The 22,998-nt window shown below is 68.1% G+C and carries 21 protein-coding genes; 17 read left to right on the top strand and 4 right to left on the bottom strand.

Annotated features, from left to right (window positions below; all coding sequences use genetic code 11):
• The first annotated feature begins 201 nt into the window (after positions 1–201).
• The 3 genes from ACFFGY_RS03115 to ACFFGY_RS03125 are packed head-to-tail and all read left to right on the top strand — an operon-like array spanning position 202 to position 4,411.
• A complete protein-coding gene (locus ACFFGY_RS03115) occupies positions 202–1,749 on the top strand; it encodes an MFS transporter (protein ID WP_377042916.1) in 1,548 nt (515 codons plus the stop codon).
• A gap of 10 nt (positions 1,750–1,759) precedes the next feature.
• On the top strand, positions 1,760–2,956 hold the full coding sequence (locus ACFFGY_RS03120) for an HlyD family secretion protein (protein ID WP_377042917.1): 1,197 nt from the start codon (positions 1,760–1,762) through the stop codon (positions 2,954–2,956).
• Between the two features lie 3 nt (positions 2,957–2,959).
• Positions 2,960–4,411 (top strand): efflux transporter outer membrane subunit, encoded by a 1,452-nt coding sequence (locus ACFFGY_RS03125; RefSeq protein WP_377042918.1) that lies wholly within the window; start codon positions 2,960–2,962, stop codon positions 4,409–4,411.
• A 25-nt stretch (positions 4,412–4,436) separates the two neighbouring features.
• On the opposite strand, the gene ACFFGY_RS03130 is transcribed toward ACFFGY_RS03125, so the two are convergent.
• The 3 genes from ACFFGY_RS03130 to ACFFGY_RS03140 are packed head-to-tail and all read right to left on the bottom strand — an operon-like array spanning position 4,437 to position 7,682.
• Positions 4,437–5,537 (bottom strand): HlyD family secretion protein, encoded by a 1,101-nt coding sequence (locus ACFFGY_RS03130; RefSeq protein ID WP_377042919.1) that lies wholly within the window; start codon positions 5,535–5,537, stop codon positions 4,437–4,439.
• A 19-nt stretch (positions 5,538–5,556) separates the two neighbouring features.
• A complete protein-coding gene (locus ACFFGY_RS03135; RefSeq protein ID WP_377042920.1) occupies positions 5,557–7,209 on the bottom strand; it encodes an MFS transporter in 1,653 nt (550 codons plus the stop codon).
• Entirely contained in the window at positions 7,206–7,682 is a 477-nt protein-coding gene (locus tag ACFFGY_RS03140; protein WP_377042921.1) for a MarR family winged helix-turn-helix transcriptional regulator, read from the bottom strand. The genes ACFFGY_RS03135 and ACFFGY_RS03140 overlap by 4 nt, the downstream gene beginning before the upstream one ends.
• Positions 7,683–8,140: 458 nt before the next feature.
• Here ACFFGY_RS03140 and ACFFGY_RS03145 point away from each other — a divergent pair, with 458 nt between their 5' ends.
• From ACFFGY_RS03145 to ACFFGY_RS03180, 8 genes are all read left to right on the top strand, one after another.
• Positions 8,141–8,560 (top strand): DUF6525 family protein, encoded by a 420-nt coding sequence (locus ACFFGY_RS03145; protein WP_377042922.1) that lies wholly within the window; start codon positions 8,141–8,143, stop codon positions 8,558–8,560.
• 698 nt (positions 8,561–9,258) lie between these two features.
• On the top strand, positions 9,259–10,842 hold the full coding sequence (locus ACFFGY_RS03150; protein WP_377042923.1) for an ABC transporter substrate-binding protein: 1,584 nt from the start codon (positions 9,259–9,261) through the stop codon (positions 10,840–10,842).
• 13 nt (positions 10,843–10,855) lie between these two features.
• Positions 10,856–11,902, top strand: coding sequence for an ABC transporter permease (locus ACFFGY_RS03155; RefSeq protein ID WP_377042924.1), 1,047 nt, complete (start codon positions 10,856–10,858; stop codon positions 11,900–11,902).
• Positions 11,899–12,816 carry an ABC transporter permease gene (locus tag ACFFGY_RS03160; protein ID WP_377042925.1) on the top strand — a complete coding sequence of 306 codons (918 nt, stop codon included), beginning with the start codon at positions 11,899–11,901 and terminating at the stop codon, positions 12,814–12,816. The genes ACFFGY_RS03155 and ACFFGY_RS03160 overlap by 4 nt, the downstream gene beginning before the upstream one ends.
• Entirely contained in the window at positions 12,813–13,676 is an 864-nt protein-coding gene (locus tag ACFFGY_RS03165; protein WP_377042926.1) for an ABC transporter ATP-binding protein, read from the top strand. The genes ACFFGY_RS03160 and ACFFGY_RS03165 overlap by 4 nt, the downstream gene beginning before the upstream one ends.
• Complete coding sequence (locus ACFFGY_RS03170) at positions 13,673–14,461, top strand: ABC transporter ATP-binding protein (protein ID WP_377042927.1); 789 nt, start codon at positions 13,673–13,675, stop codon at positions 14,459–14,461. Before ACFFGY_RS03165 ends, ACFFGY_RS03170 begins: the two co-directional genes overlap by 4 nt.
• Positions 14,458–15,426 (top strand): mandelate racemase/muconate lactonizing enzyme family protein, encoded by a 969-nt coding sequence (locus tag ACFFGY_RS03175; RefSeq protein WP_377042928.1) that lies wholly within the window; start codon positions 14,458–14,460, stop codon positions 15,424–15,426. Before ACFFGY_RS03170 ends, ACFFGY_RS03175 begins: the two co-directional genes overlap by 4 nt.
• Before the next feature lie 18 nt (positions 15,427–15,444).
• Positions 15,445–15,666: a hypothetical protein gene (locus ACFFGY_RS03180; protein ID WP_377042929.1), complete on the top strand. Its 222-nt coding sequence runs from the start codon at positions 15,445–15,447 to the stop codon at positions 15,664–15,666.
• A gap of 610 nt (positions 15,667–16,276) precedes the next feature.
• Here the strand turns inward: ACFFGY_RS03180 and ACFFGY_RS03185 are convergent.
• Positions 16,277–17,080, bottom strand: coding sequence for a DeoR/GlpR family DNA-binding transcription regulator (locus ACFFGY_RS03185; protein ID WP_377042930.1), 804 nt, complete (start codon positions 17,078–17,080; stop codon positions 16,277–16,279).
• 128 nt (positions 17,081–17,208) lie between these two features.
• Between ACFFGY_RS03185 and ACFFGY_RS03190 the strand changes: the two genes are divergently transcribed.
• The 6 genes from ACFFGY_RS03190 (at position 17,209) to ACFFGY_RS03215 (ending at position 22,998) form a co-directional block, all read left to right on the top strand.
• Positions 17,209–17,946: an SDR family NAD(P)-dependent oxidoreductase gene (locus ACFFGY_RS03190; RefSeq protein WP_377042931.1), complete on the top strand. Its 738-nt coding sequence runs from the start codon at positions 17,209–17,211 to the stop codon at positions 17,944–17,946.
• A 65-nt stretch (positions 17,947–18,011) separates the two neighbouring features.
• Complete coding sequence (locus ACFFGY_RS03195) at positions 18,012–19,328, top strand: ABC transporter substrate-binding protein (RefSeq protein ID WP_377042932.1); 1,317 nt, start codon at positions 18,012–18,014, stop codon at positions 19,326–19,328.
• Between the two features lie 97 nt (positions 19,329–19,425).
• On the top strand, positions 19,426–20,256 hold the full coding sequence (locus tag ACFFGY_RS03200; RefSeq protein WP_377042933.1) for a carbohydrate ABC transporter permease: 831 nt from the start codon (positions 19,426–19,428) through the stop codon (positions 20,254–20,256).
• Entirely contained in the window at positions 20,250–21,065 is an 816-nt protein-coding gene (locus ACFFGY_RS03205; protein WP_377042934.1) for a carbohydrate ABC transporter permease, read from the top strand. Before ACFFGY_RS03200 ends, ACFFGY_RS03205 begins: the two co-directional genes overlap by 7 nt.
• Entirely contained in the window at positions 21,062–22,030 is a 969-nt protein-coding gene (locus ACFFGY_RS03210) for an alcohol dehydrogenase catalytic domain-containing protein (protein WP_377042935.1), read from the top strand. The genes ACFFGY_RS03205 and ACFFGY_RS03210 overlap by 4 nt, the downstream gene beginning before the upstream one ends.
• Positions 22,027–22,998, top strand: coding sequence for a PfkB family carbohydrate kinase (locus ACFFGY_RS03215; protein ID WP_377042936.1), 972 nt, complete (start codon positions 22,027–22,029; stop codon positions 22,996–22,998). The genes ACFFGY_RS03210 and ACFFGY_RS03215 overlap by 4 nt, the downstream gene beginning before the upstream one ends.

Consider the following 22,998-nt stretch of genomic DNA (forward strand, 5'->3'; position numbering starts at 1 on the left):
GATCAGCCTAAGATCCCCGGAGCATCTGCGCCCCGGCCACGAACTGCGAGGCCTGATGAACTACGATGGCAACCCGTGCAATCTCTCCAGTAACCTATCCCGCTGGAACACACGAAATTCTTTTTTGCTGCATTGCATTAGATGCGGCAATGCAGCCTTCATGATCGAACCGCGCCTGCGCCTGAGACCGCATCCTCTCCCATGAAGGCGCAATCGCTCGTAGGCCTTCTGGGGATTCTTCTCGCTGCCCTGACAGCCGAGTTCAATGATGGCGTGACCAATGCAGCCCTGAACGACATTCAAGGCGGCCTCCGCATCAGCCATGACGCAGGGACCTGGATCGAGAGCCTGTACGCCACGGGGCAGGTCATCGGTATGTCGATGGCGACCTTCTGGGCCGTCACGGTTTCGGTCCGACGTTTCGCCATCTTCGCCGTGATCCTGAACGGGGTCACGACGGTGTTGATCCCTTTGTCGGCCGAACTCGCCTGGCTCTACGGTCTGCGCATCATTGAAGGCATGGCCGCCGGCTTTACCATCCCACTGCTGCTCACGGTCGCGCTCCGCGTGCTGCCGCCACCCATTCGTCTTTACGGCCTGTCCGCCTACGCGCTCACAGCGACTTTCGGACCCAACATCGCGACGACGCTTGCCGCCTTGTGGACCGACCTCGTGGATTGGCGCTTCGTGTTCTGGGAAGCGCTGCCGCTCTGCGGCCTAGCCGGAACGATGATCTGGTACGGTGTGGCACAGGACCCGCCTCAGTACGATCGGATCAGCAAGTTCGACTGGCCGGGCGCCCTGCTCATCGTCATCGGCGCTGGATCGCTCACGACCATGCTGGAGCAAGGAAACCGCTACGACTGGTTCAACTCGCCGACGATCTGCGTCCTGGCCACGCTCAGCGTGGCAGGCTTCGGGCTGCTGCTCGTCAACGAGACGCGGCAGGAGCTGCCGCTGTATCGCTTCGACCTGCTCAAGCGGCGCAACTTCGCCTACGCGCTAATCGCGCTCTTCGTGTTCCTGCTCCTCAACCTCGGGGTCAGCACGCTGCCGGCGAGCTTCCTGCGCGAGGCCGGTTTCCGCCCGGAGCAGATCCAGTTCATCAGCCTGCCGATCGCCCTGTCGCAGCTCATCACCCTGCCGGCCGTCGCCTACCTACTCGACTTCCGCCGCGTGGACCCGCGGGTGGTCAGCTTCGCAGGCATCCTCTTGGTCATGGCGGCGGCGCTGGGCAACAGCTTCATCACCTCAGGCTGGCAGCTTGAGCAGTTCTACCTATGGGAGGCCTGCGCCGCCTTGGGCGAGTCGCTGATCGTCATGCCGCTTCTGATGATGGCAACCAACACCATCCGTGACCCGGCCGATGGCCCCTTCACCTCTACTTTGGTGAACACCATGCGCGCCATCGCGCAACCGACGGGCGTCTGGATGGTACAGCTGATCACGCGCTGGCGCGGCAGCCTGCACTACAATCGGCTGGCGGATCAGGCCGGACTAAATCGCTTCAGCGTCCTGCAGGCTCCGGGCCTGCTGCCAGGGAACCCTCCGCCTTTCCTGCCAAATGGGGAACCAGGCCCCGGCGGCGGGGCGGAGGTTTATCGCGCCGCCGTCGAGGCACAGGCCATGGTGCTGACCCTGGCGGACGGCTTCCTGATTATTGCGGGCCTTGCTCTCGCCCTGGTGGTTGTTCTCCTGATCCTGCCGGTTCGAACCTATCCGCCGCGGATCGAATTGGCCGAAAAGTAAGGAAAGTAGCATGGCGGAGAACGACGACGCGCCTGGAAAGGGCGGCGGGCGCCACGCGGCCGAACATGGCGAGAAGGACGGGAAGGCCTCGTCCGGTGGCGACGAGAAGGCCGGGAGCAGGTCAGAAGCCGAGCCGAGGTCCCGCTGGCCCCTCCTTGTCGCCCTTGCCGTGGCGATCCTCTTCACGGGCGGCGTGCTGCTCTACGTGTTCCTGCCGCACCGCGTCGTTTATACCAACGATGCCTACGTCACCGCGCATTATGCCACGATCGCGCCGCGCATCTCCGGACAGGTTTCCGCCGTGCTGGTGGACGACAACCAGCGCGTCACCGCAGGACAGTTGCTGGCCATGATCGACGACCGCGACTACCGTGCCGCGTTGAGCACGGCCGAGGCGCAGCTCGAGCGGGACCGCGCGCAGGTGGAAGACGTGACCGGCACCATCGCGCGGCAACCGGCGGTCATCGACCAGTCGAAGGCGCAGGTGGACTCCACTGCGGCGCAGCTCTCCTTCGCCCGGGCCAATCAGCGGCGCTACCGCAACCTGGCCAGCACGGGTGCCGGAACGGAGCAGGATCGGCAGCAGGCTGACACCGCCGTGCAGCAGGCCGAAGCGACCATCGCCAGCAACAGGGCTTCCGAAGAGGCCGCGCGTCGGCAGGTGCCGATCCAGGAGGCGCAGCGCCGCGCTGCCATGGCGACCGTGAAAGCCGACGAGGCACGCGTGGAGCAGGCACGCCTGGACCTGTCCTATACGCGGATCGTGGCGCCGATCGACGGCATGGTGGCCCGACGCTCCGTCCAGGTCGGCAACATCGTCGCGCCGGGCGCCGCGATGATGGCGGTGGTGCCGCTGGACGATGTGTACGTCGAGGCGAACTATCGAGAAGTCGAGCTACGTCACATGCTACCCGGCCAGCCCGCACGCATCCACGTGGATGCCTACGACATCGACATCGACGGCGTGGTGGACAGCATCTCGCCCGCCTCCGGCGCCGCCTTCTCGCCGATCCAGCCGAACAATGCGACCGGCAACTTCACCAAGATCGTGCAGCGCCTGCCAGTCAAGATCGTGGTGTCCCCGGGTCAGGATCTGGCGAAGCTGCTCCGCATCGGCTTCTCGGTCGAAACCTACGTCGATACCGGCCTGGCCGACGTGTCCACCCGGCAGCAGGGCAATCCGCAGCGCGTCACGGGAGAGCGCTGAGCGATGCGGTTTTCCGGAACATGGCTCGCGCTGGGCCTCGGGATCGGGCTGGCGGGATGCACCGTGGGCCCGGACTTCGTGCCGCCGGCAAACCAGGCACCATCGCGCTGGTGGGGGCAGGACGGACGGCAGGGCGTTTCAAGCCCAGCGGGCATCACCTACGGCGCCGCCGTGGATGCGCGCTGGTGGATGGGGCTCGGCGATCCGGTGCTGTCGGCCCTGGTGGAACGGCTCGCGGCCGAGAACCTCGACCTCATGCAGGCGACGGAGCGTGTGCAGCAAGGACGGGCGCAGCGGAAGGTGGTCGCCTCCGAAGGCCTGCCGCACATCGAGGCTCACGACTCCTATGAGCGTATGCGCAGCAGCCCGACCGGGCCAAGCTCCCTGTTCGAGAAGGTGCCCGGTGCGCCGCGGGAATATGACGACTGGCGGGACAGCCTCGGCGCCTCCTGGGAGCTCGACCTGTTCGGACGAGTTCGCCGCGCGGTGGAGGCCGAAACGGCCAACACCGAGGCGTTGGACGAGGCGCGGCACGGCATCGCGCTGATGGCCGTCGCGGATCTGGTTCAGAACTACATCCAGCTCCGCGGCGTCCAGCGGCTGCTGGCCATCACCGGCGACAATCTTGCCAACGCCCGGAAGAATGTCGGCTTGGTGCGCGACCGCTTCGCCAACGGCGTCAGCACCACCCTGGACATCGCCAATGCCGAGGCACAGCGCGCCACCATCCAGGCCTCCCTGCCCCAGCTGCGAACGGAGGAAGCGCAGTTGGTCAACGCGATCGGCCTGCTGCTGGGTCAGCCGCCCCGTGCCCTCGAGGACGAGCTGTCGCGATCGCTGCCGCAGCCGGTCGTGCCTCCAGCCATCCCGGTCGGCCTGCCGGCTGATCTGGCGCGCCGCCGCCCCGACGTGCGCGAGGCCGAGGCCCGGCTACACGCCGCCACGGCGCAAACGGGCTTCGCGGTGGCATCCTTCTATCCCGACGTGCGGCTGATGGGGAATGCGGGCACCGAGTCCCTGCAATTCGGTCGGACCTTCGACCTGCACTCGGCCTTCTTCTCCGTAGGGCCTTCCATCGACCTGCCGATCTTCGAAGGCGGCCGGTTGCGCGGCACGCTGCGACTGCGGGAGTCCCAGCAGCGCCAGGCTGCGATCAGCTACCGCGAAACGGTGCTCCGTGCCTGGAACGAGGTGGATAACGCGCTGACCGCATTCGAGCAGGCGCGCCGCCGGCGGGACGATGTGGCGGAAGCGGTCAAGCAGAATACCAGGGCCCTCACCGCGGCGCGGCAGCGCTACGTGGAAGGCACGGTGGACTTCCTCAACGTCATCGCGGCCGAGAACGCGGTGCTGGAAAGCAGCCGATCGCTGGCGGAAACCGACACGCGCATCGCCGTTGCATTCGTTGCCATCTACCGCTCGCTCGGCGGCGGCTGGGAAACAATCGCCCCGTGACGCGCTCCCGGCACGCGAGTGGACGCTATCCGCCACGCGTCCGGGTAGCGGACCCGCTGTCGCTGACGGTGGATGTCGCAGGTGCCGCCGTATCGACGCGCACAACCACCGACATGCCAGGGGCGAGTTGCGAAGCCAGGGATTGGTCAGGGTCGATGGCGATCCGTACCGGCAGGCGCTGCGCCACCTTGGTGAAGTTGCCGGTGGCGTTGTCGGCGCGAATCACACTGAACTCCGAGCCGGTCGCGGGGGAGAACTGCTCGATGTGACCGTTCAGCACGGCACCGCGCAATGCATCCACCTGGAAAGACACCGGCAGTCCCACCCGCATGTCGGGGATCTGCGTTTCCTTGTAGTTGGCCACGACCCACTTATGCTCGGGCACCACGGTGGTGAGCTGGGTGCCGGCAGTGACGTACTGACCCAGCCTGGCGCCAACCTCTCCGAGGCGGCCATCGCTCGGCGCGATCACGCGCGTATTGCTCAGGTCGATCTCGGCTAGGTGCACCAGCGCCTCGGCACCGTGGACGGCGGCTTCCAGCCCGGCACGGTTGGCGGTGGTTTCTGCCAGCGCCTGCTGCGCCACCAGTTTGCCAGCCGCGGCCTGCGCCAGGCTGGCTTCCGCCTGACGCAGGGAAGCACGCACCTCGTCACCCTTCGCGACTGACTGGATGTTGGCCTGCAGCAACGGTTCCATACGCCGGAGATCCGCCTGTGCCTTGGCCAGTACGGCCGCGGCGTTCTCGACCTGTGCCTGGGCGACGGCGACGCTGGCCTCCTTGGTGCGGCGCTGCAGGTCCAGGTTGTCGAGCAGGGCCTGGCTGGCGGCACGCTGCGCCTCGGCCTGGGCCAGACGCTCCCGGAAGATGCGATCGTCGATCCGCGCCAGCAGGTCACCCGCCTTCACCTCACCGTAGTCTTGCACGGGGATTTCGACGAGGTATCCGGCCACCTGCGGGCTGACCACGGTGACGAGACCGCGCACGTAGGCGTCGTCGGTGGTTTGCACCGTCGAGGTGAAGGGCGCGAGTTGCCACGCGTACAGGACCACCAGGACACCCGCCGCACCGGCCAGCAGGGCCGGGATGGTGACACGCGAGCCGGGCAATAGCTTCGGGAACGACATGAGGACCTGTGATGGCGGTTCAAACTGGCTGAGCCCGTCGCTGCACGGCGATGTCGCGCAGCTTCCGGACCAGCAGATGGATGAAGAGGAGGAGGAGGCAGCCGCCAGACACGCCAGACACGACCCGGAACAGGTCGTTGTAGGCGAGAACATAGGCTTCCCGCGTGGCGACCTGGGCAAGCAGGGCCGCGCCCTCGGCGCTGCGCAGCGCGCCGTCGCCCAGTACCCGGCCGTAGGTGGCGCCGTACTGCGCGACGCGCTGCGCCACGAGCGGATCCGCGAGGGTCAGATGCTCGACAATCTGGCTGGAGTGGAACTTCTCCCGCACCGTCAGCAACGTGCCCAGCATCGAGGAGCCCAGGAGGCCACCCAGATTCTGCGATGCCAGGAACACGGCAAAGAAACTGGTGAGGTACTGCATGCCTGAGCGGATGGTATGCGTGAAGCACCAGGTCAGCGCCGATGGCAGAAAGAGCGCCCCGCCGAAGGCAACCAGGGCCTGGGACACGTACACGTCGTGCGGGCGGGTGAGGCTGGTGGCATCCCCGTCCATCCAGGCACCGATCGCGATCATCAGGAGCGCGACCGCGTGGATTGCCGGGGTGTTCTGCGGCCGGTTGACCACGGCGAGCACGGGAAAGGACGCTGCAGTGGCAGCGAACACGACCCAGAGCATGCCCGTCATATGATCGTTCAGCAGGCCGAGTGTTTGGAAGAACCCGATCATCCCAGTGGTCTGCTCGGCCAGCACGAAGCGGGACAGCAGCATGGCGCCGCCGAACACGATCATGGTTTCCGAGGAAAGCCAGCGCAGGTGCAGCAGGGGGTTGGCGCGGTTCGCTTCCACCGCGACCAGCAGCGCCAGGCACGCGATGCCGCCGGCCAGGCAGAAGCCGAGCCAGGGCGCCTCAAACCACCAGTAATAACGGCCAAGGCTCAGCACGACGCTCAGGAGGCCCATGCCCACCACCAGGAGCGGCAGGCTGATCGCATCCACCCGGTCGAAGATTTTGGCGCGCGGCATCGGGGTGAGCGGCAACAGGAAGGCGCAGGACAGTGACAGCAGCGCCAAGCCCAGTTCCAGCAAGTTCAGGTTCTGCCAAAGGCCGGTGTCCAAGAGATAGGGCGAGACCAACCTCGCCAGAGGCGTTGCGAGTTGCGAGCCGCACAGACCGAAGGTGACGCCAATCGTCAGCTTATGCTGCGGCGGCATGATCTCGAGCATGTACAGGAAGGCCAGCGTGCCGAGCGGTGCTGCCACAAAGCCGGCGGCGGCGCGCACGATCACGGCGGAGCGCAGGTCGTGGGCGAGGAAGTGCGCCGCCGCGACGCCGACGAACAGGCACAGTCCGAGCTCGGCAAACAGCCGCAGGCCGAACTGCGTACGGAACTTGTAGAGCAGCAAGGAGGCGGTGATGCTGGTGGAGGAGTAGGCGGCGGTCAGCCAGACCGACTCATTGGTGGTGGCGCCGAAGGTGGCCTGCACCGCCAGCAGGTTGCCCGCGACTAGGTTGTTCACGAGGCCCTGGGTCAGTCCCGTGATCAGGGACGCCAGCACGTAAAGGCCCATGCGCCACAGAGGCATGGGGGCAGGAACGGGTGGAGCCGGCGGCGGTGACACCGCCTCGGTGACCGGCTGCGGTGCAGCAGCCGGCAGGGCCGTACCGCTCATCGGCCTTGCTCCTCCGCGGGTGGAGCGGCACGGAGGGGAGCGGGGATGAGTTCCAGATTGTCCACCATGGCGTCCATGACGCGGACGGCAATCTTGATATCGGTTTCTGGTACGGTGGCCAGCATCCCGTCGAGGAGATCCTCGAACAAGGCGTTCACCCGTTGAACCACGGAGGCGGCCTCCGGCGTCAGCGTGATGCGGTTGGCGCGCTTCTGGCCGGCTGCGGGCTCACGCCGGATCAACTGCTGGCCTTCCAGCCCGTCCAGCAGGCGAACCAGCGTGGGGTGTTCCACGGAAAGCTCGGCGGCAAGGTCACGCTGCATCATGCTGCCGCCCTCACGCGACAGAGCGATCAGCGCGCGCGCCCGGCTCAGGGTGTGGCCACTGCCCTTCAGTTCGCTGTCGAAGCGGGCGCGCCACTTCTGGGTGACGCGGCGCAAAGCGGCGGCCAGGGAGGCGTTCGTGCTCTTCACGTTGGATGTTAGCTTGCTAATGTTAGCAAGCTACATACCCGATTTGCTGGAATTTGCAAGCTGAGCAGGCGCCTTGGGACCCGCCGAAGGACAACAAAGAGTTCCTTGAGACTTGTGCAACCAGCATCGGCCGTTGTGACCCACAGGAAGACGTCACCACCCGAAGCACGCCGCTGGCCCAAGCGGAGGAGCGGCACGCCCCGTGGAGCGACTTCGCCACACAACCTCCCTGGGACTTTGCCAGCGGCCCTGGCCGTAGTCGCCTGATTGTTCTGGCTCCCCAGGCTTAGTTATGTCGGACCAAGAGCCTGGCTTACGCGTTATGAGGAGCTTTGTTCGGGAACCGCTAGGACTGCGGGCGGGAACGCAGCCGTGTCCGGCATGGCGGCATGGCTGTCGGGTACTGGAGGGCTGGCGCCACGATTTCCCTGCGGTCTTCCCTTCGTTAGAAGGACGGCATGGACAACAGCATGGCCGCCAAGCCCTACAGCAAGCTCAAAGGCGATCCTTACCAAGCATATGAGGAGCTGCCGCTCGAGGTGCGCCGTGCCTTGCAGGAAGCCTTGGTGGACTGGTGCCCCCTGCGCACCCGCGAATGGCATCTTCACCTGCTGCGCCGGGAGCGGCTGCGGCCGGCGCAGGCGGCGTCCGTCCTTGTCCAGACAATCCGTGGACATGATCACGCCGAGGTGAGCGCCTTCGCGAAAACATGGTCCAAAGGCGCTAGGTCCTATCCGCACCTTGCCGCTGGGGCAACGTTGCAGCGCTACGCTGGAACGGATGGCATCCCCGCCGCCAAGCCTGTGCCCATCCCGCGGACGGACACGAAGCCCAAGGCACGAACCAAGCGCCCGGCACGCCGTCGCACCAAGCGCTGACGGTGACGGTGACGGTGACGGTGACGGTGACGGTGACGGTGACGGCAAGAATGACGGCGACCAAGTGGTCGCCACGTCTGATTTGAACCGCCGCTTGCTCGGAACGAATGGAATAGTCACAGTCCGGCCGGCCACCGTGTGCGATTTAGTCAAAACAGTTTGTCCGCGAGGCCGGGCACATAATCGCAATATGGTTTTGTCGCAAGCACAAAGCCGAAATGCCATCAAGCGGAAATTACGAAATTAGCCCCGTTTTCGAAGCTTTTTACACCAACCATTCACGACCACCTCAAGCCGATTGTTCGCGAACTCGTCCGAGTGGTTCCAAGATGTGATTTTCGTCTGCCCATGGAAATTTCCCCATCGCCGCATTCAGCGAGGAAAGCTGCTTAACTCCTTAATCAGGAAGCTGTTTGGTTCCTATCGACAGTCCACCGACATAGCTGCCGTTCCGACTGCACTCGGTTAGCCGTCGACGACAAGGCGAGCCTGCAAAAGTTATTCTGCTCAACCTTCCTAACCGATCCAAAGACGCGGTCCTCCGCCCCTCAACACACCCCGTCGAACTGAACTGGACTCGGCTGACATCCACTGGCAGCGTAACGTTCCGACCCGGCCCGACGGATAGCCAGCCTTTCCGCGGGCGTCTGGGGGTCAAAGCGGCGCAAGACCGCGGCCAGGGCGTAAGGGAGGAAAACGTGAAGCGGAGAGATTTCGTCGGGCTGGGCGCCGCCACCCTGCTCGCCGGCACCACGAGAGCCCGTGCCGCTTCACCCCCCAACGTGCTGGTGATCGGCACCAACCTGGGCGCCGTGCCCTCGCTCGACCCTGCGGCGATCAACGCCCGCACACCGTCGGAGGTGGTGTCCAACCTTTACGACAACCTCGTGCAGCTCGCGCCCGACGACCTCACCACCATCCGCCCGATGGCGGCGGAGAAGTGGGACGTCTCGGACGACAAGAGCACCATCACGATGACGATGCGCCGGGGCGCGACCTTCAGCTCCGGCAATCCCGTCACCGCCGAGGACGCGGCCTGGTCCATCCGCCGCGTCATCAAGATGGCGCAGGTCGGCGCCACCGACATCGCGCTCTGGGGCTTCACGCCCGAGAACGTGGATGGGCTGGTGCAGGCGACGGACGAGCACACGCTCGTCATCAAGCTGCCGGAGAAAGTCTCCACCGACCTCGTGCTCTATTCCCTGGCGGGGTCGTCGCTCGGCGTGCTCGACCGGAAGGTCGTGCTGCAGCACGAGCGCAACGGCGATCTCGGCCGCGACTGGCTGAAGGGCAACAGCGCCGGCAGCGGCCCCTACAAGCTCGCGCAGTGGCGACCCAACGACATCCTGCTCTGCGATGCGCGCACGGATTACTGGGCTGGCACGCCGGCGATGCGCCGCGTCGTCATGCGCCACGTCGCGGAATCCGGCAGCCTGCGCCTGCAGATCGAGGCGGGCGACATCGACGTCGGCCAGTACATGGCCAGCGGCGACCTCGAAGCCTTGCAGGCCAAGGGAGCAACCATCGATCTCGGGGCGGGCTTCGGCTTCTACTACATCGCCATGAACACCAAGGACCCGGACCTCGCCAAGCCGCAGGTCCGGCAGGCCTTTCAGCACATCGTCGACTGGAAGGCGCTCGCCGCCACCACCATGAACTTCAACGGCTTCCCCTGGCAGTCGATCATCCCCAAGGGCATGATCGGCGCGCCGACGGAGGCGCCGACCGGCTACGAATACGACCCCGACCTCGCGAAGAAGCTGCTGGCGGAGGCGGGTTATCCCAACGGGCTCAAGAAGGTCCTCTTTCCTTCCTCGGACGCGCTGCTGAAGATGGCGGTCGCCGTCCAGGCGAGCGCGCGCAAGGCGGGCATCGAATTCGAGATCGTGCCGGGCGAACACACCCCGGATTTCCGCGCCCGCAAGTTCGAGGTCTTGGTCGGCAATTCCGGCGCCCGCCTGCCCGACCCCTTCGGCACCCTCGTCCAGTACGCCTACAACCCCGACAACCGGGACGAGGCGAAGCTCGGCGGCTATTACCTTTGGCGCACCGGTTTCGACGCGCCGGAGCTGACCAGGCTGGTCGAGGATTCCAAGGACGAAACGGATCCCGAGCGGCGCAAGGCGATCTTTCAGCAGGTGGATGCCGGCTTCAAGGCGCTGAACCCGCCGCTCGTGGTGCTGCTCCAGCGCACCGACCCCTACGCGATCCGCAAGGGCGTTTCCGGCTATGTCGGGCATCCGACCTGGTCGACGCGCTGGTTCGCGGCCAAGAAGAGCTGACGCGCGGCACGCCGTGACAGCCGTCGACGCCCTGAACAGGCCGGCGCGCTTCCTCCGGATGCGCCGGCTGTCGGGCCGCGCCATCTCCGTGGTGGTGACGCTGCTCGGCCTGCTGCTGCTAACCTTCTCGATGGGGCGGCTGCTGCCGGCCGATCCCGTGCTCGCCGTCACCGGCGCCGAGGTCGACCGCGCCACCTATGACCGCGTCTTTCACGAGCTCGGCCTCGACCGTCCGGTGTGGCAGCAGTTCGGCTCCTACGTGGAAAAGGTCGCCACCGGCGACATGGGCTCTTCCCTCACCACGGGACGCTCCGTCGCCTCGGACCTGATGACGGTGTTTCCCGCCACGGTGGAACTCGCGCTGGTGGCGATCCTGTGCGGCACGATCCTCGGCGTGCCGCTGGGCGTGGTGGCCGCCGTGAAACGCGGCTGCCCGATCGACCACCTGGCGCGGCTGATCGGGCTGGCCGGGCATTCCATCCCGATCTTCTGGCTCGGCCTGATGGCGATCTTCGTGTTCTACGCCAAGCTGCACTGGGTCGCGGCCTCGGGCCGGATGGACATCCTGAATGAAGGCATGCTGGAGCCGATCACCGGGCTGCTGCTGCTGGACTCGGCGCTCGAAGGACAGTGGGACATCTTTCGCGACGCCCTGGCCCATATCATCCTGCCCGGCGCGATCCTCGGCTATTATTCCGTCGCCTATATCAGTCGCATGACGCGCTCCTTCATGCTGGAGCAGCTCGGTCAGGAATACATCATCTCTGCCCGCGCCAAGGGCGTGTCCCGCCGGCAGATGATCTGGGGCCACGCCTTTAAGAACATCCGCGTGCAGCTGCTCACCGTGCTGGCCCTCACCTTCGGCGGGCTGCTCGACGGCGCCGTGCTGATCGAGACCGTCTTCGCCTGGCCCGGCCTCGGCCAGTACCTGACGCGCGGCTTACAGATGAACGACATGAACGTGGTGATGGGCGCGGTGCTGCTGATCGGCATCGTCTTTCTGCTGATCAACATCGTCTCCGACCGACTGTACCGCATCCTGGATCCGCGAACGCGATGACGACGCTCGACACGGCCCCGTCCCGCCTGTCCTGGCTCACCTCCGAGGCGCCGAGCGGCGCCTTTCAGTCGGCGGCGCAGCAGTTCTATGCGGGCTGGCGCCGCTTCGCCCGCCATCCGCTCGGCCTGCTCGGGCTGGGTCTGATCGTGCTGTTGGTGCTGGTGGCGATCGCCGCGCCGCTCCTGACCTCCTACGACCCCACCATCCAGGACATGGGCGAGCGGCTCACCCCGCCCTCCGCCACGCACTGGCTCGGCACGGACGAGTTCGGGCGCGACGTCTTCGCCCGCATCGTCTTTGGCGCGCGCACCACCCTCTACATCATCGCCCTCGTCACCGTTCTCGTGGCCCCGATCGGCCTGCTGATCGGCGCCTGCGCCGGCTATTTCGGCGGCTGGACGGACGAGGTGCTGATGCGCATCACCGACATCTTCCTGTCCTTTCCGAGCCTCGTGCTGGCGCTGGGCTTCGCGGCGGCGCTCGGCCCCGGCATCACCAACGCCGTGATCGCCATCTCGCTCACGGCCTGGCCGCCCATGGCGCGCCTCGCCCGCGCCGAGACGCTGAGCCTGAAGCGCGCCGACTTCATCGCCGCCGTGCGCCTCCAGGGCGCGACGCCCGCCCGGATCATCACCCGACACATCCTGCCGATCTGCCTGCCCTCGGTGATCGTGCGCGTCACGCTGAACATGGCGGGCGTGATCCTCACCGCGGCCGGCTTGGGCTTCCTCGGCCTCGGCGCGCAGCCGCCGCTGCCGGAATGGGGCGCCATGGTGTCCTCCGGGCGGGAATTCATGCTCGACAGCCCCTGGGTGGTGGCCTCGCCCGGCATCGCCATCGCGCTGGTCAGCCTCGCCTTCAACCTGGCCGGCGACGCCCTGCGCGACGTGCTCGACCCGCGGGGCGATTCATGAGCAACGCCCCGCTGATCGAGGCGCATAACCTCGCCGTCGCTTTCGGCCAGGGCGACCGGACGATCCCCGTCGTCCATGGCGTCTCCTTCACCCTGGGGCGGGAAAAACTCGGTATCGTCGGCGAGTCCGGGGCGGGCAAGTCGATGGTGGGCCGCGCCATCATGCGCCTGTCGCCGCCGGGCGCGCGCGTCACCGCCGACCGCCTCGCCTTTCGCGGCTTCGACCTGCTCGCGGCGAGCGAGCGCGAGATGATGGAGCTGCGCGGCCGGCGCATCGGGCTGATCCTGCAGGACCCGCGCTATTGCCTGAACCCCGTCACCCCCGTGGGCGAGCAGATCGCCGAAACCTTTCGGCTGCACCATCCCGGCCGCGCCGGACGGCGGGAAGCACGCGAGCGGGCCCTGACGTTGCTGGACGCCGTGAAGATCCGCGACCCCGCCCGCGTCGCGCGCCTTTACCCGCACGAAGTGTCCGGCGGCATGGGCCAGCGCATCATGATCGCCATGGCGCTGATCGCCGGGCCGGACGTGCTGATCGCCGACGAGCCGACCTCCGCCCTCGACGTGACCGTGCGGCTGGAGGTGCTGGCCCTGCTGGAGGAGCTGATCGCCAGCCGTGGCCTCGGGCTGATCTTTATCAGCCACGACCTCAACCTCGTCCGCCACTTCTGCGACCGCGTGGTGATCATGTGCGCCGGCCGCATCATGGAAACCATCGCGGCCGCCGATCTCGACCGGGCGCAGCACCCCTATACGCGGGGCCTGCTTTCCTCCCTGCCCTCCATCCGCCACCGCCGCGCCTTTCTGCCGGTGCTGCAACGCGATCCCGCCTGGCTGCGGCCGCCGGAAGCCGTGTCGTGATCGAGGTCGACCGCCTGTCCATCCGCTTCGCGCATGACGCCCCGCCCGTCGTGGACGGCGTCAGCTTCACCGTCGAAACCGGCGAGGCCTTCGGCCTGGTGGGGGAATCCGGCTGCGGCAAGTCCACCGTGCTGCGCGCCCTGGCCGGCCTCAACCCGGAATACGGCGGCGAGGTCCGGCTCGACGGCCTCGCCATGCCGCACCGACGCCCGCGCGGCTTCTTCAAGCGCGTGCAGATGGTGTTCCAGGACCCCTACGGCTCGCTGCATCCCCGGCAGACCATCCTGGCGCAGCTGCTGGAACCGCTGCGCAACCAGGGCATGCGCCGCTCCGTCGCGGCGGCGCAGGACGCGCTGGACACGGTGGGCCTGCCGCGCGCCCTGTCCTACCGCTTTCCGCACCAGCTCTCGGGCGGGCAGCGCCAGCGCGTCGCCATCGCCCGCGCGCTGATGCTGCGCCCCGACATCCTGCTGCTGGACGAGCCGACCTCCGCGCTGGACGTGTCCGTACAGGCGGAGATCCTCAACCTGCTGACCACGCTGCGGCAAACGCGCGGGCTGACCTATCTGCTGGTCAGCCACGACCTCGCCGTGGTCGCCCATATGTGCGACCGCCTCGCCGTGATGCAGGCCGGGCACATCGTCGATCAGCTCAGTGCCGAGCAGCTGCGCGCCGGCACGCTGGATCATCCCTATTCGCGCGCCCTGCTCGCGGCGAGCGAAGCCTATGGCGAGGGGCCCCGCGCGCCGACGCCCGAAGCGAGCCAGGAAAGGCAGGTCGGATGAAGATCGCCGCCGTTGACACCTTTCTCATGCATGTCGGCGGTCCGCCCGCCGATCCCGCACCCGGCGCCCCGCCCCGGCCGGCGGCCTTCGGCGGCACCCGCAACTGGCTCTTCGTAAAGATCCGCACGGACGAGGGCATCACCGGCATCGGCGAGTGCTCGGGCTGGCCGCGCGTGGTGGAAACCGCGGTGGCGGACCTGTCGCGCCTGCTGATCGGCGAGGATCCGACCCATATCGAGCGCCTCTGGGGGAAGATGCAGGTCGCGCTGATGGGCCACGGCATGACCGGCACCGTCGGCGGCGGCGCCATGACCGGGCTCGACATGGCCTTGTGGGACATCAAGGGCAAGGCGCTGAACACGCCCGTGTGGAACCTGCTCGGCGGCAAGGTGCGCGACCGCATCCGCATCTACGGCCACGCCAACACGCCGGAGGTCGCGCTGTCGCTGCGCGATCGCGGCGTCACCGCCTTCAAGTGCGGCGGCGTGGCCGATCCCGTGCGCAAGGTGGCCGAGCTGCGCGAGGCCGTGGGCGACGAGATGGACATCATGATCGACCTGCACGGCCCGCCCTGGCTGACGCCGGCCGATGCGGCGCTGGTGGCGCGGGCGCTGGAACCCTATGGACTGCTGTTCGTGGAGGATCCGATCGCGCCGGAAAACCTCGATGGCTACCGGCGCATCCGCGACGCGGCCAACATCCCCCTCGCCGCCGGGGAGCGCATGACCACCATCTTTGGCCAGCGCGAGCTGATCGAGCACGACCTCGTCGACGTCGTGCAGCCCGACACCGGGCGGGCCGGCGGCATCACGCAGATGAAGAAGATCGCCGCCATGGCGGAAGCGCACCACATCATGGTGGCGCCGCATTCCGGCTCGCTCGGCCCGGTGGCGGAATACGCGGCGCTGCACCTGCTGGCCGCCATCCCCAACGCACTGATCCTGGAACGGCTGGAGGATGACTAGGAAGGTCGTGCCCAGACGGTGATCCCGCATCCCCGCGCCGTGGACGGTTTCATCACCGTGCCCGACGCTCCTGGCCTGGGCGTGGACATCGACGAGGCGTTCGTGGCCCGCCATCCCAGCCGCGGCAACGTCTCGATCCCTACGAGCGAGGCGAGTGGGTCCTACCTGCCGGGAACCTATGGTGAGCACGTCTACACGCAGACGCGGTTGAGCCGCCGACGTTACTTTGGCCCCGGCTGAATTCAGGAGGTAGGCGCCAGAGTGACATCATGTACCGGAGGGCGAGATGCTGCTCGTCGGGCCGGACGGCTATGGGGGCGCCCGCATCTAAGCCGCCCACGCCGCACGTCTCGCCCCCCACCCGGCCGCCCTGCAGCTTTGCCGCACCGCCTGAGCGCCACCGGTCCGAAGAGCACGATCCATGGACCTCGAGTTCGCGGGCAAGTTGTTCATCGTCACCGGCGGGGCGGCTGGGCTGAGCCTCCCCACGGCCCCTGCCTCCTCGCCGACGGGATCTAGGGCTTCTCACCGGCCGCATCGAGGGGTGCTTCCTGCGAGCGCAGGCTTCGCTCCCGAAACATGCCGACAGGGTTGTGTTTCTGCGGGCCGACAGTACCGACCCCGGCCTGCTTGGCCGTTTGCACGATGCTGGCATGGAGCCTGGGGACGGTTGCTGGACGGCCTACTGGCCCGTGCCGGCGGCCCACCGGTGAGCGTCATGAGCACGAGTTGCCCGCATTGGTCGCAGCACCGGACCTAGAACACCGCATCCTCCGGTACGCGCCCCATGGCGTAGAAGGGCACGTTGCCCGCGAGCACGTCCCGGCTGAGTGGATCGCCCGCAAGTCCTTCAGCAATCCCCGCTCCCATCGCCGGAGAGGTGAACTTCATCCGTCTGCAGAACTCCCACGCCTAGTCGCTTCAGCGACGCAACGTGGGCTGGCGATGGAACCTGATCCGTCACGAGCGTATCGCCGCGCTTGACCTGTGCCACCCGGTGCGGCGCGACACGACCGAATTTCGCGCGATCCGCTACCACGATCAGCCGGGTCGCGTTCGCCTGCATGGCGCGGACCACCGCAACCTCGTCCTCATGGTAGTCGAGCAGCCACCCATCCTGGGTGATGCCGCCGATCCCGAGAACGCAGGTGTCGCAGTGCCATCGTCCCACCATCTCCACGGTCGTGACGCCGGCCAGGCCGCTGTTGCGCGCCTGCCAGCGCCCGCCCAGGAGGTTCACGCGCATGCCGGGCGCTGCACCCAGGATATGCGCTGCGGCGACGCTGTTGGTTACCACCACCAGGTCGCGGTGCGTCGCCGCAAGTGCCGCCGCGGTGGCCTCCGCCGTGGTGCCGAGCGCCAGGAACACCGAGGAACCATCGGGCACCAGTACGGCGGCGGCGCGGGCGATCTCCGCCTTCTCGCGCGCGTGCTCTACGTGGCGATGGGCGTAGTCGGTGTTCGCAATGGTGGAAGGCAGGCTCGCGCCGCCATGATGCCGGCGCAGCAGCCCGCGCTCGGCCATGTCGGCCACATCGCGCCGCACGGTCTGCGGTGTGACGGCGAGAGCCGTCGCCAGTTCTTCGACCGAGGCGTAGCCGCCACGCCGCTGCAGTGCCTCAAGGATGCGGGTGTGTCGCGTGTCGACGGCCATGGTGTCCTTCGCAGTTGCGGAAGTGAAAATTACCTTGCGCAAACGAAGCAGTCTTCGCTTAACTGGCATCAATAATGAAAATCCGACGCCGATCAACGGCGCGGAAAAGCAGGGGAACGTCCACGGTCATGGCAGCCGAAGGCAGCGGCGACGCAGCGCCCGATTTCTCCGTCCGCGACAAGGTGGTTCTGATCAGTGGCGGCACGGGCGGTATCGGCCTTGCCTTCGCGCGCGCCTTCGCGGCCTGCGGCGCCACGCCCATCCTGGCCGACCTCAAGCCGCCCGGCCCCGAGGCGGCGGAGTTCCGCTACGAGCCGCTGGATGTGCGCGATGACGCGGCGGTGGAAGCGCTGGCGGCGCGGATCGAGCGGCTGGATGTGCTGATCCACTGCGCCGGCCGGCTGATCCGGCACGAGGAACACAGGCCCGACGTGTTCCGCGACATCGTGGACATCCACCTCGTCGGCAACATGCGGCTCGCCACCGCCTTCCGCCCGCACCTGGCGCGCACGCAGGGCTGCCTCATCAACATCGGTTCCATGTACTCCTACTTTGGCTCGGCGATGATCCCGGCCTACGCCTCGGCCAAGACGGCGATCGTGGGGCTGACCAAGTCGCTGGCCGTGGCCTACGCGGAGGATGGCATCCGCGTGAACGCCATCGCGCCGGGCTGGATCGAGACCGAGATCAGCCGCCGCGGCCGCGAGGAGCCCGCCTTCAACGAGCGCGTCATGCAACGCCTGCCCACCAAGCGCTGGTCGCCGCCGGCCGAGCTCGCCGGCACCGCGGTCTTTCTCGCCTCGCCGGCGGCAACGCTGATCAACGGGGTCACCATCCCCGTGGACGGGGGTTACGTGGCGAGTTGAGCGCGCGGGACGCAACAGCAACCAGCCACGAGCAACGTGGCGGCAAGGGGAAGGAAGACGGCACCATGAGGCGACGGCACCTGCTCGGCGGCGCGGTCTCCGCGGCCATGATCCCGACGTTCCTGAGGGCGCCTGCGCGGGCCCAGGGAACGGCCGGCTTCGACTGGCGCCGGCATGACGGCCAGACGGTGAACCTGCTGCTCAACAACCATCCCTGGTCGCAAGCGATGCGCGACATGGTGGCCGAGTTCACCACAAAAACGGGGATCCGCACGCGGCTGGAGGTGTTCAACGAGGAACAGTTCCGCGCGCGCCTGTCCACGCTGATGCAGGGCCGTTCCGCCGACGTGGACGTCTTCATGTCGCTCACCAGCCGCGAGGGCGCGGTATTCCAGCGCGCCGGCTGGTACGCCGACCTGGCACCCATGATCGCCGACCGTGCCATGACGGTGCCGGACTTCGACTACGACGATTTTGCCGCCTCGATCCGTCAGGCCAGCACCTTCGGGCAGCAGGTGGTGGCCGTGCCGATCAACCAGGAAGGGCCACTCTTCTACTGGCGCAAGGACGTGTTCGAGCGGCTGGGCATCGGCGAGCCCCAATACCTCGAAGACATCCCCGCCGCCGCGGCCACGATCAAGGCGAAGGGTGGCGAGATCGGCCCCTGGGCGGCGCGCGGGCTGCGCGGCGTGCTGCCCTATTCCTTCGCGGGTTTCGTGTACAATTCTGGTGGCTCCTTCGCGACGCCTGACGGCAAGCCCGGCCTGTCGCAGCCGAACAGCGTGCGTGGGCTGGAGCTCTACGCGAACCTGCTCAAGGACTACGGGCCGCCTGGCGCGCTGAACCACACCTTCACCCAGGTGATCGAGCTGCTGGGCCAGGGCCGCGTCGCCATGACGCATGAGAGCAGCAACGAGTTCGCCAATATCCTGCGCTTCACGGGGCGCGCCGACGACTTGGGCGTGAAGCCGCTGCCACCCGGCCGCCAGTCCGGCGTGTCGAAGCCGGTGGCGATCGGCTGGACGCTGGCGATCTCCAATTTTTCCAAACGCCAGCCCGCGGCCTGGACCTTTCTCCAATGGGCCACCGGGCGGGAGGTTCAGGTCAAGCTCGTGCAGGCCGGCGTCGCGCCGCCGCGTGCCAGCGTGTTCCAGGGTCCGGCCTTCGAGAGCTGGGCGCGCGAGGTGCCGATCCGCCGCGCCTGGGCCGACGCGCTGGTGTATCTCGGCCAGCACGGCACCGGCGTGTACCAGTCGCCCACCGACCGCGTGCCCGAGGCGCGCGACCTGATCGGCGGCGCGGTGCAGCAGGTGGTGCTCGGCCGCGCCACGCCCGAGGAGGCGGCGCGCAGCGCCGATGCCGAGCTTGCCAAGCTCCAGTAGCCAGACCTCTGGCCGCCTCGGCCACGACGCGGCGCTGGCGCGGCCCGCGACGGTGGCGCGCCCTCACCGCCGGCGCGGGAAGACGTCTTACCGTTGGATGGTCGCGCCGGCCGTGCTCTTCGCCGCCGCGATGATCGTGTTCCCTTTCGGCTACGCGGTGTGGCTCTCGCTCAGCGAGGTCGCGCTGGGCACGCCGCCGCGCTTCACGGGCCTGAACAACTACGCCCGCATGCTGGCCGACGCGGAGTTCTGGAACGGCCTGCGGCTCACGCTCACGCTCTACGTCGTGTCGCTGGCGGCGCAGCTCGTGCTGGGCACTTGGCTCGGGCTGCTGCTGGCGCGCTCCGACCGCGCGCGGGGCATCGTGCGGACGGTGCTGATCTCGCCCTTCATGCTGCCGCCGGTGGTGGTGGGCATGATGGCGATCGTGATCCTCGACCCCAGCTTCGGCATCGCCAACTGGCTGCTGGGGCGGGCCGGGCTGCCGCCGCACCTGTGGCTGTCGGATCCGGACACGGTGATCCTGACGGTGGCGGGCATCGACACCTGGCAGTGGACGCCCTTCGTGGCGCTGATCGTGATGGGCGGCTACCTGTCACTGCCGGGCGAGCTGTTCGAGGCCGCCGAGATGGACGGCGCGGCGGGGTGGCAGCGGTTCCGGCGCATCACGCTGCCGCTGCTGGGACCGACGCTGGTGACCGCCGCGGTGCTGCGCAGCGTGGACCTCCTGCGCTTCTTCGACATCATCTATCTCACCACCCAGGGTGGGCCGGGCACCGCCAGCACCACGCTCAACATCCTGGCTTACCGCCGCGGCTTCGAGTTCTACGATCTGGGCTACGCCAGTGCGATGATGGTGACGCTGTCGGCGATCGTCTTCGCCTCCGTGCTGGGCTTCGCACGCCTGCGGCAGGCGGTGTCGTGGTAGCGCGCCGCCTCCTGCGCGCGGCCGACGTCGCGCAACTCGCCCTCGTGGTGGCGGTGCTGGTGCTGCCCGTGGCCTGGATGCTGCTGTCGGCCTTCAAGAACCGCACCGAGGTGGCGGCGATCCCGCCACGCCTCCTGTTCACCCCGACTCTGGACAATTTCGTCGAGCTGTTCGCGCGCAACGACTTCCTGCTCTACACCGTGAACAGCCTCCTCGTATCCACGGGCTCCACTCTGCTGGGCCTCGTCCTGGCGGTGCCGGCTGCCTTTGCGATGTCGTGGCACCGGATGAGCTGGCCCGCCACCGCGACGCTCTTCGCGCGCATGGCGCCGGGCACGCTGTTCCTGCTGCCCTGGCTCGTGATGTTCAGCGCGATGGGCCTCGTCGGAGGCCGCGCGGTGCTGGTGCTGACGCACGCGGTGATCACGCTGCCGATCGCGGTCTGGGTGCTGCTGCCCTACCTCGACACCATGCCGCGGGAGCTCGTGGAAAGCGCGCAGATCGACGGCGCGAAGCCGCTTCGCCTGCTGCTGCGCGTGGTGGTGCCGGTGGTGATGCCGGGCGTGGTGGTGGCTGCGATCCTGTCCTTCGTCTTTTCCTGGAACTACTTCCTGTTCGCGCTGGTGCTGTCAGGCCTCGAGAGCAAAACCGCGATCGTGGCCAGCTTCAACTTCGTGGGCGAAGGCGTGACCAACTGGGGCGCGCTGATGGCGGCGGCTGTGGTGATCGCCACCCCGCCGATGATCCTGACGCTGCTGATCCAGCGCCGGCTGGTGGGCGGCCTTTCCGCGGGGGCGGTCAAGGGATGAGGGCAGCACGCTTCCACGGCGAAGGCCGCATCACGGTGGAGGATGCCCTGCTCCCTGTCCCGGCCGAAGGCGAGGTCACGCTGCGCGTCGCCGCCTGCGCCCTGTGCGGCAGCGACCTGCGGCCACTGCGGCGTGGCTGGCCCACCACCCCGGGACACGAGATCGCCGGCCGCGTGGACCAGCCGGGCCACCCGCGCCACGGGGAACGCGCCGTCGTCTACATCCCCGTCTTCTGTGGCCGGTGCGAGGAATGCCGACGCGGCCTGACACATTTGTGCCGCGAAGAGCGTACGCTGCTGGGCTGGCAACGCCCGGGCGGCTACGCCGAGGCGCTCGCGGTGCCGGAGCGCTGCCTGCTGCCCCTGCCCGACGACGTGCCCGACCATCTGGCACCGCTGCTGCTCGACACGGTGGGCACCGCCGCCCATGGCGTGCGGCTGGCGCGCCGTGTGGTCACGGGCGGCGCGGCGCTGGTGCTGGGCGCGGGGCCGATCGGCCTCGGCGCGATCCTGGTGCTGCGCCGCATGGGCTTCTCGCCGGTCGCGGTGGTCGATCCCGCACCCTATCGCAGCCGCTTCGCGGCGAGCCTGGGCGCGGTTCCATTGACGCCCGAGGAAGCGGCGACCGGTCGTTACCCGCTGGTGGTGGAGGCCACTGGCAAGGACGCCGCACGGCAGGTGGCGCTGGAAGCCGTGGCACCGGAGGGCGCGATCGTGCAGCTGGGCGAGTCCGATGCCTGGGCGGTGACCGAAACGCGCTCGATCCGGCTCAAGGACTTCTTCCTGATCCGCTCCTTCTACTTCCCGATTGGCGACTACGCGGAGAACCTCTCGCTGCTGCGCGCCGACCGCGAGGATTACGCCCGCCTGGTGGACGACCGCGCCGGGCTGGACGGGCTGGAAGCCCTCTTCGCCGCCTTCGCGCGGGGCGAGCGGCTGAAGCCCATCATGGTTCCCCAGGCATGAGCGCGCGCGTCTGCTGCCTCGGCATGGCGGTGCTCGACCAGGTCTGGGAACTGCCCGCCCTGCCCGACACCGCGGCGAAGTTCGTGGCGCACGGCTTTCGCGAGAGCGGCGGCGGCATGGCTGCCACGGCGGCGGTGGCGGTGGCAGCGCTGGGCGGCCGCGCAGCCTGGCATGGGCGGCTGGGCGACGACGCCGCGGGCGACACGGTCCTGGGGCTGCTGCAACGGTACGGCGTCGATCCCGCCGGCGCGGTGCGGGCACCAGGCAGCCGCACGGCGGTGTCGGGCATCCTGGTGGACGATGCCGGGGAACGGATGCTCGCGGTCTTCCGTGGCAGCGGATTGCCGAACGAGCCGCGCTTCTCTGAAAGCTGGCTCGACGGTGCCGGCGCGGTGCTGTCCGATCCGCGCTGGACCGAAGGGGCGGCGCAGCTGTTCCGCCTCGCCGCCGCGCGCGGCCTGCCCCGCGTCCTCGACGCCGACACCGCCGCGGTGACGGAGATCCGCATCCTGGCGCCCCTGGCCGACCACGTCGTGTTCTCGCAACGCGGGCTGGCGGAGTTCAGCGGCGTGGCGGAGCCCGGAGACGGCCTGCGCGTCGCAGCGGAGCGTTTGTGGTGCCCCGGAGCGCGCACTGTGCTCGCCGTGACGCTGGGCGAGCGCGGCAGCCTGTGGTGGCAGGATGGCGAGACCGCCGCGCTGCCGGCGCCGCGCGTCGCGGTGCGCGACACCAACGGCTGCGGCGACGTGTTTCACGGCGCCTATGCCCTGGCACTGGCCGAAGGCCGTGACGTTCCCGCCGCGGCACGCTTCGCCACCGCGGCCGCAGCCCTCAAGGCGGCGCGGGGCGGCGGCTGGGGCGGCATGCCCGACCGGGCGGCGGTGGACGAGTTGCTCGACCGCGCGGCGGCTGACGAACCAGCCGGCCGCGCGACGGTCAGGGAAACGCTCAAGGAGAAACGGGGATGA

The sequence above is a fragment of the Roseomonas elaeocarpi genome (assembly GCF_042433915.1).
Classification (GTDB): Bacteria; Pseudomonadota; Alphaproteobacteria; order Acetobacterales; family Acetobacteraceae; genus Roseomonas; species Roseomonas elaeocarpi.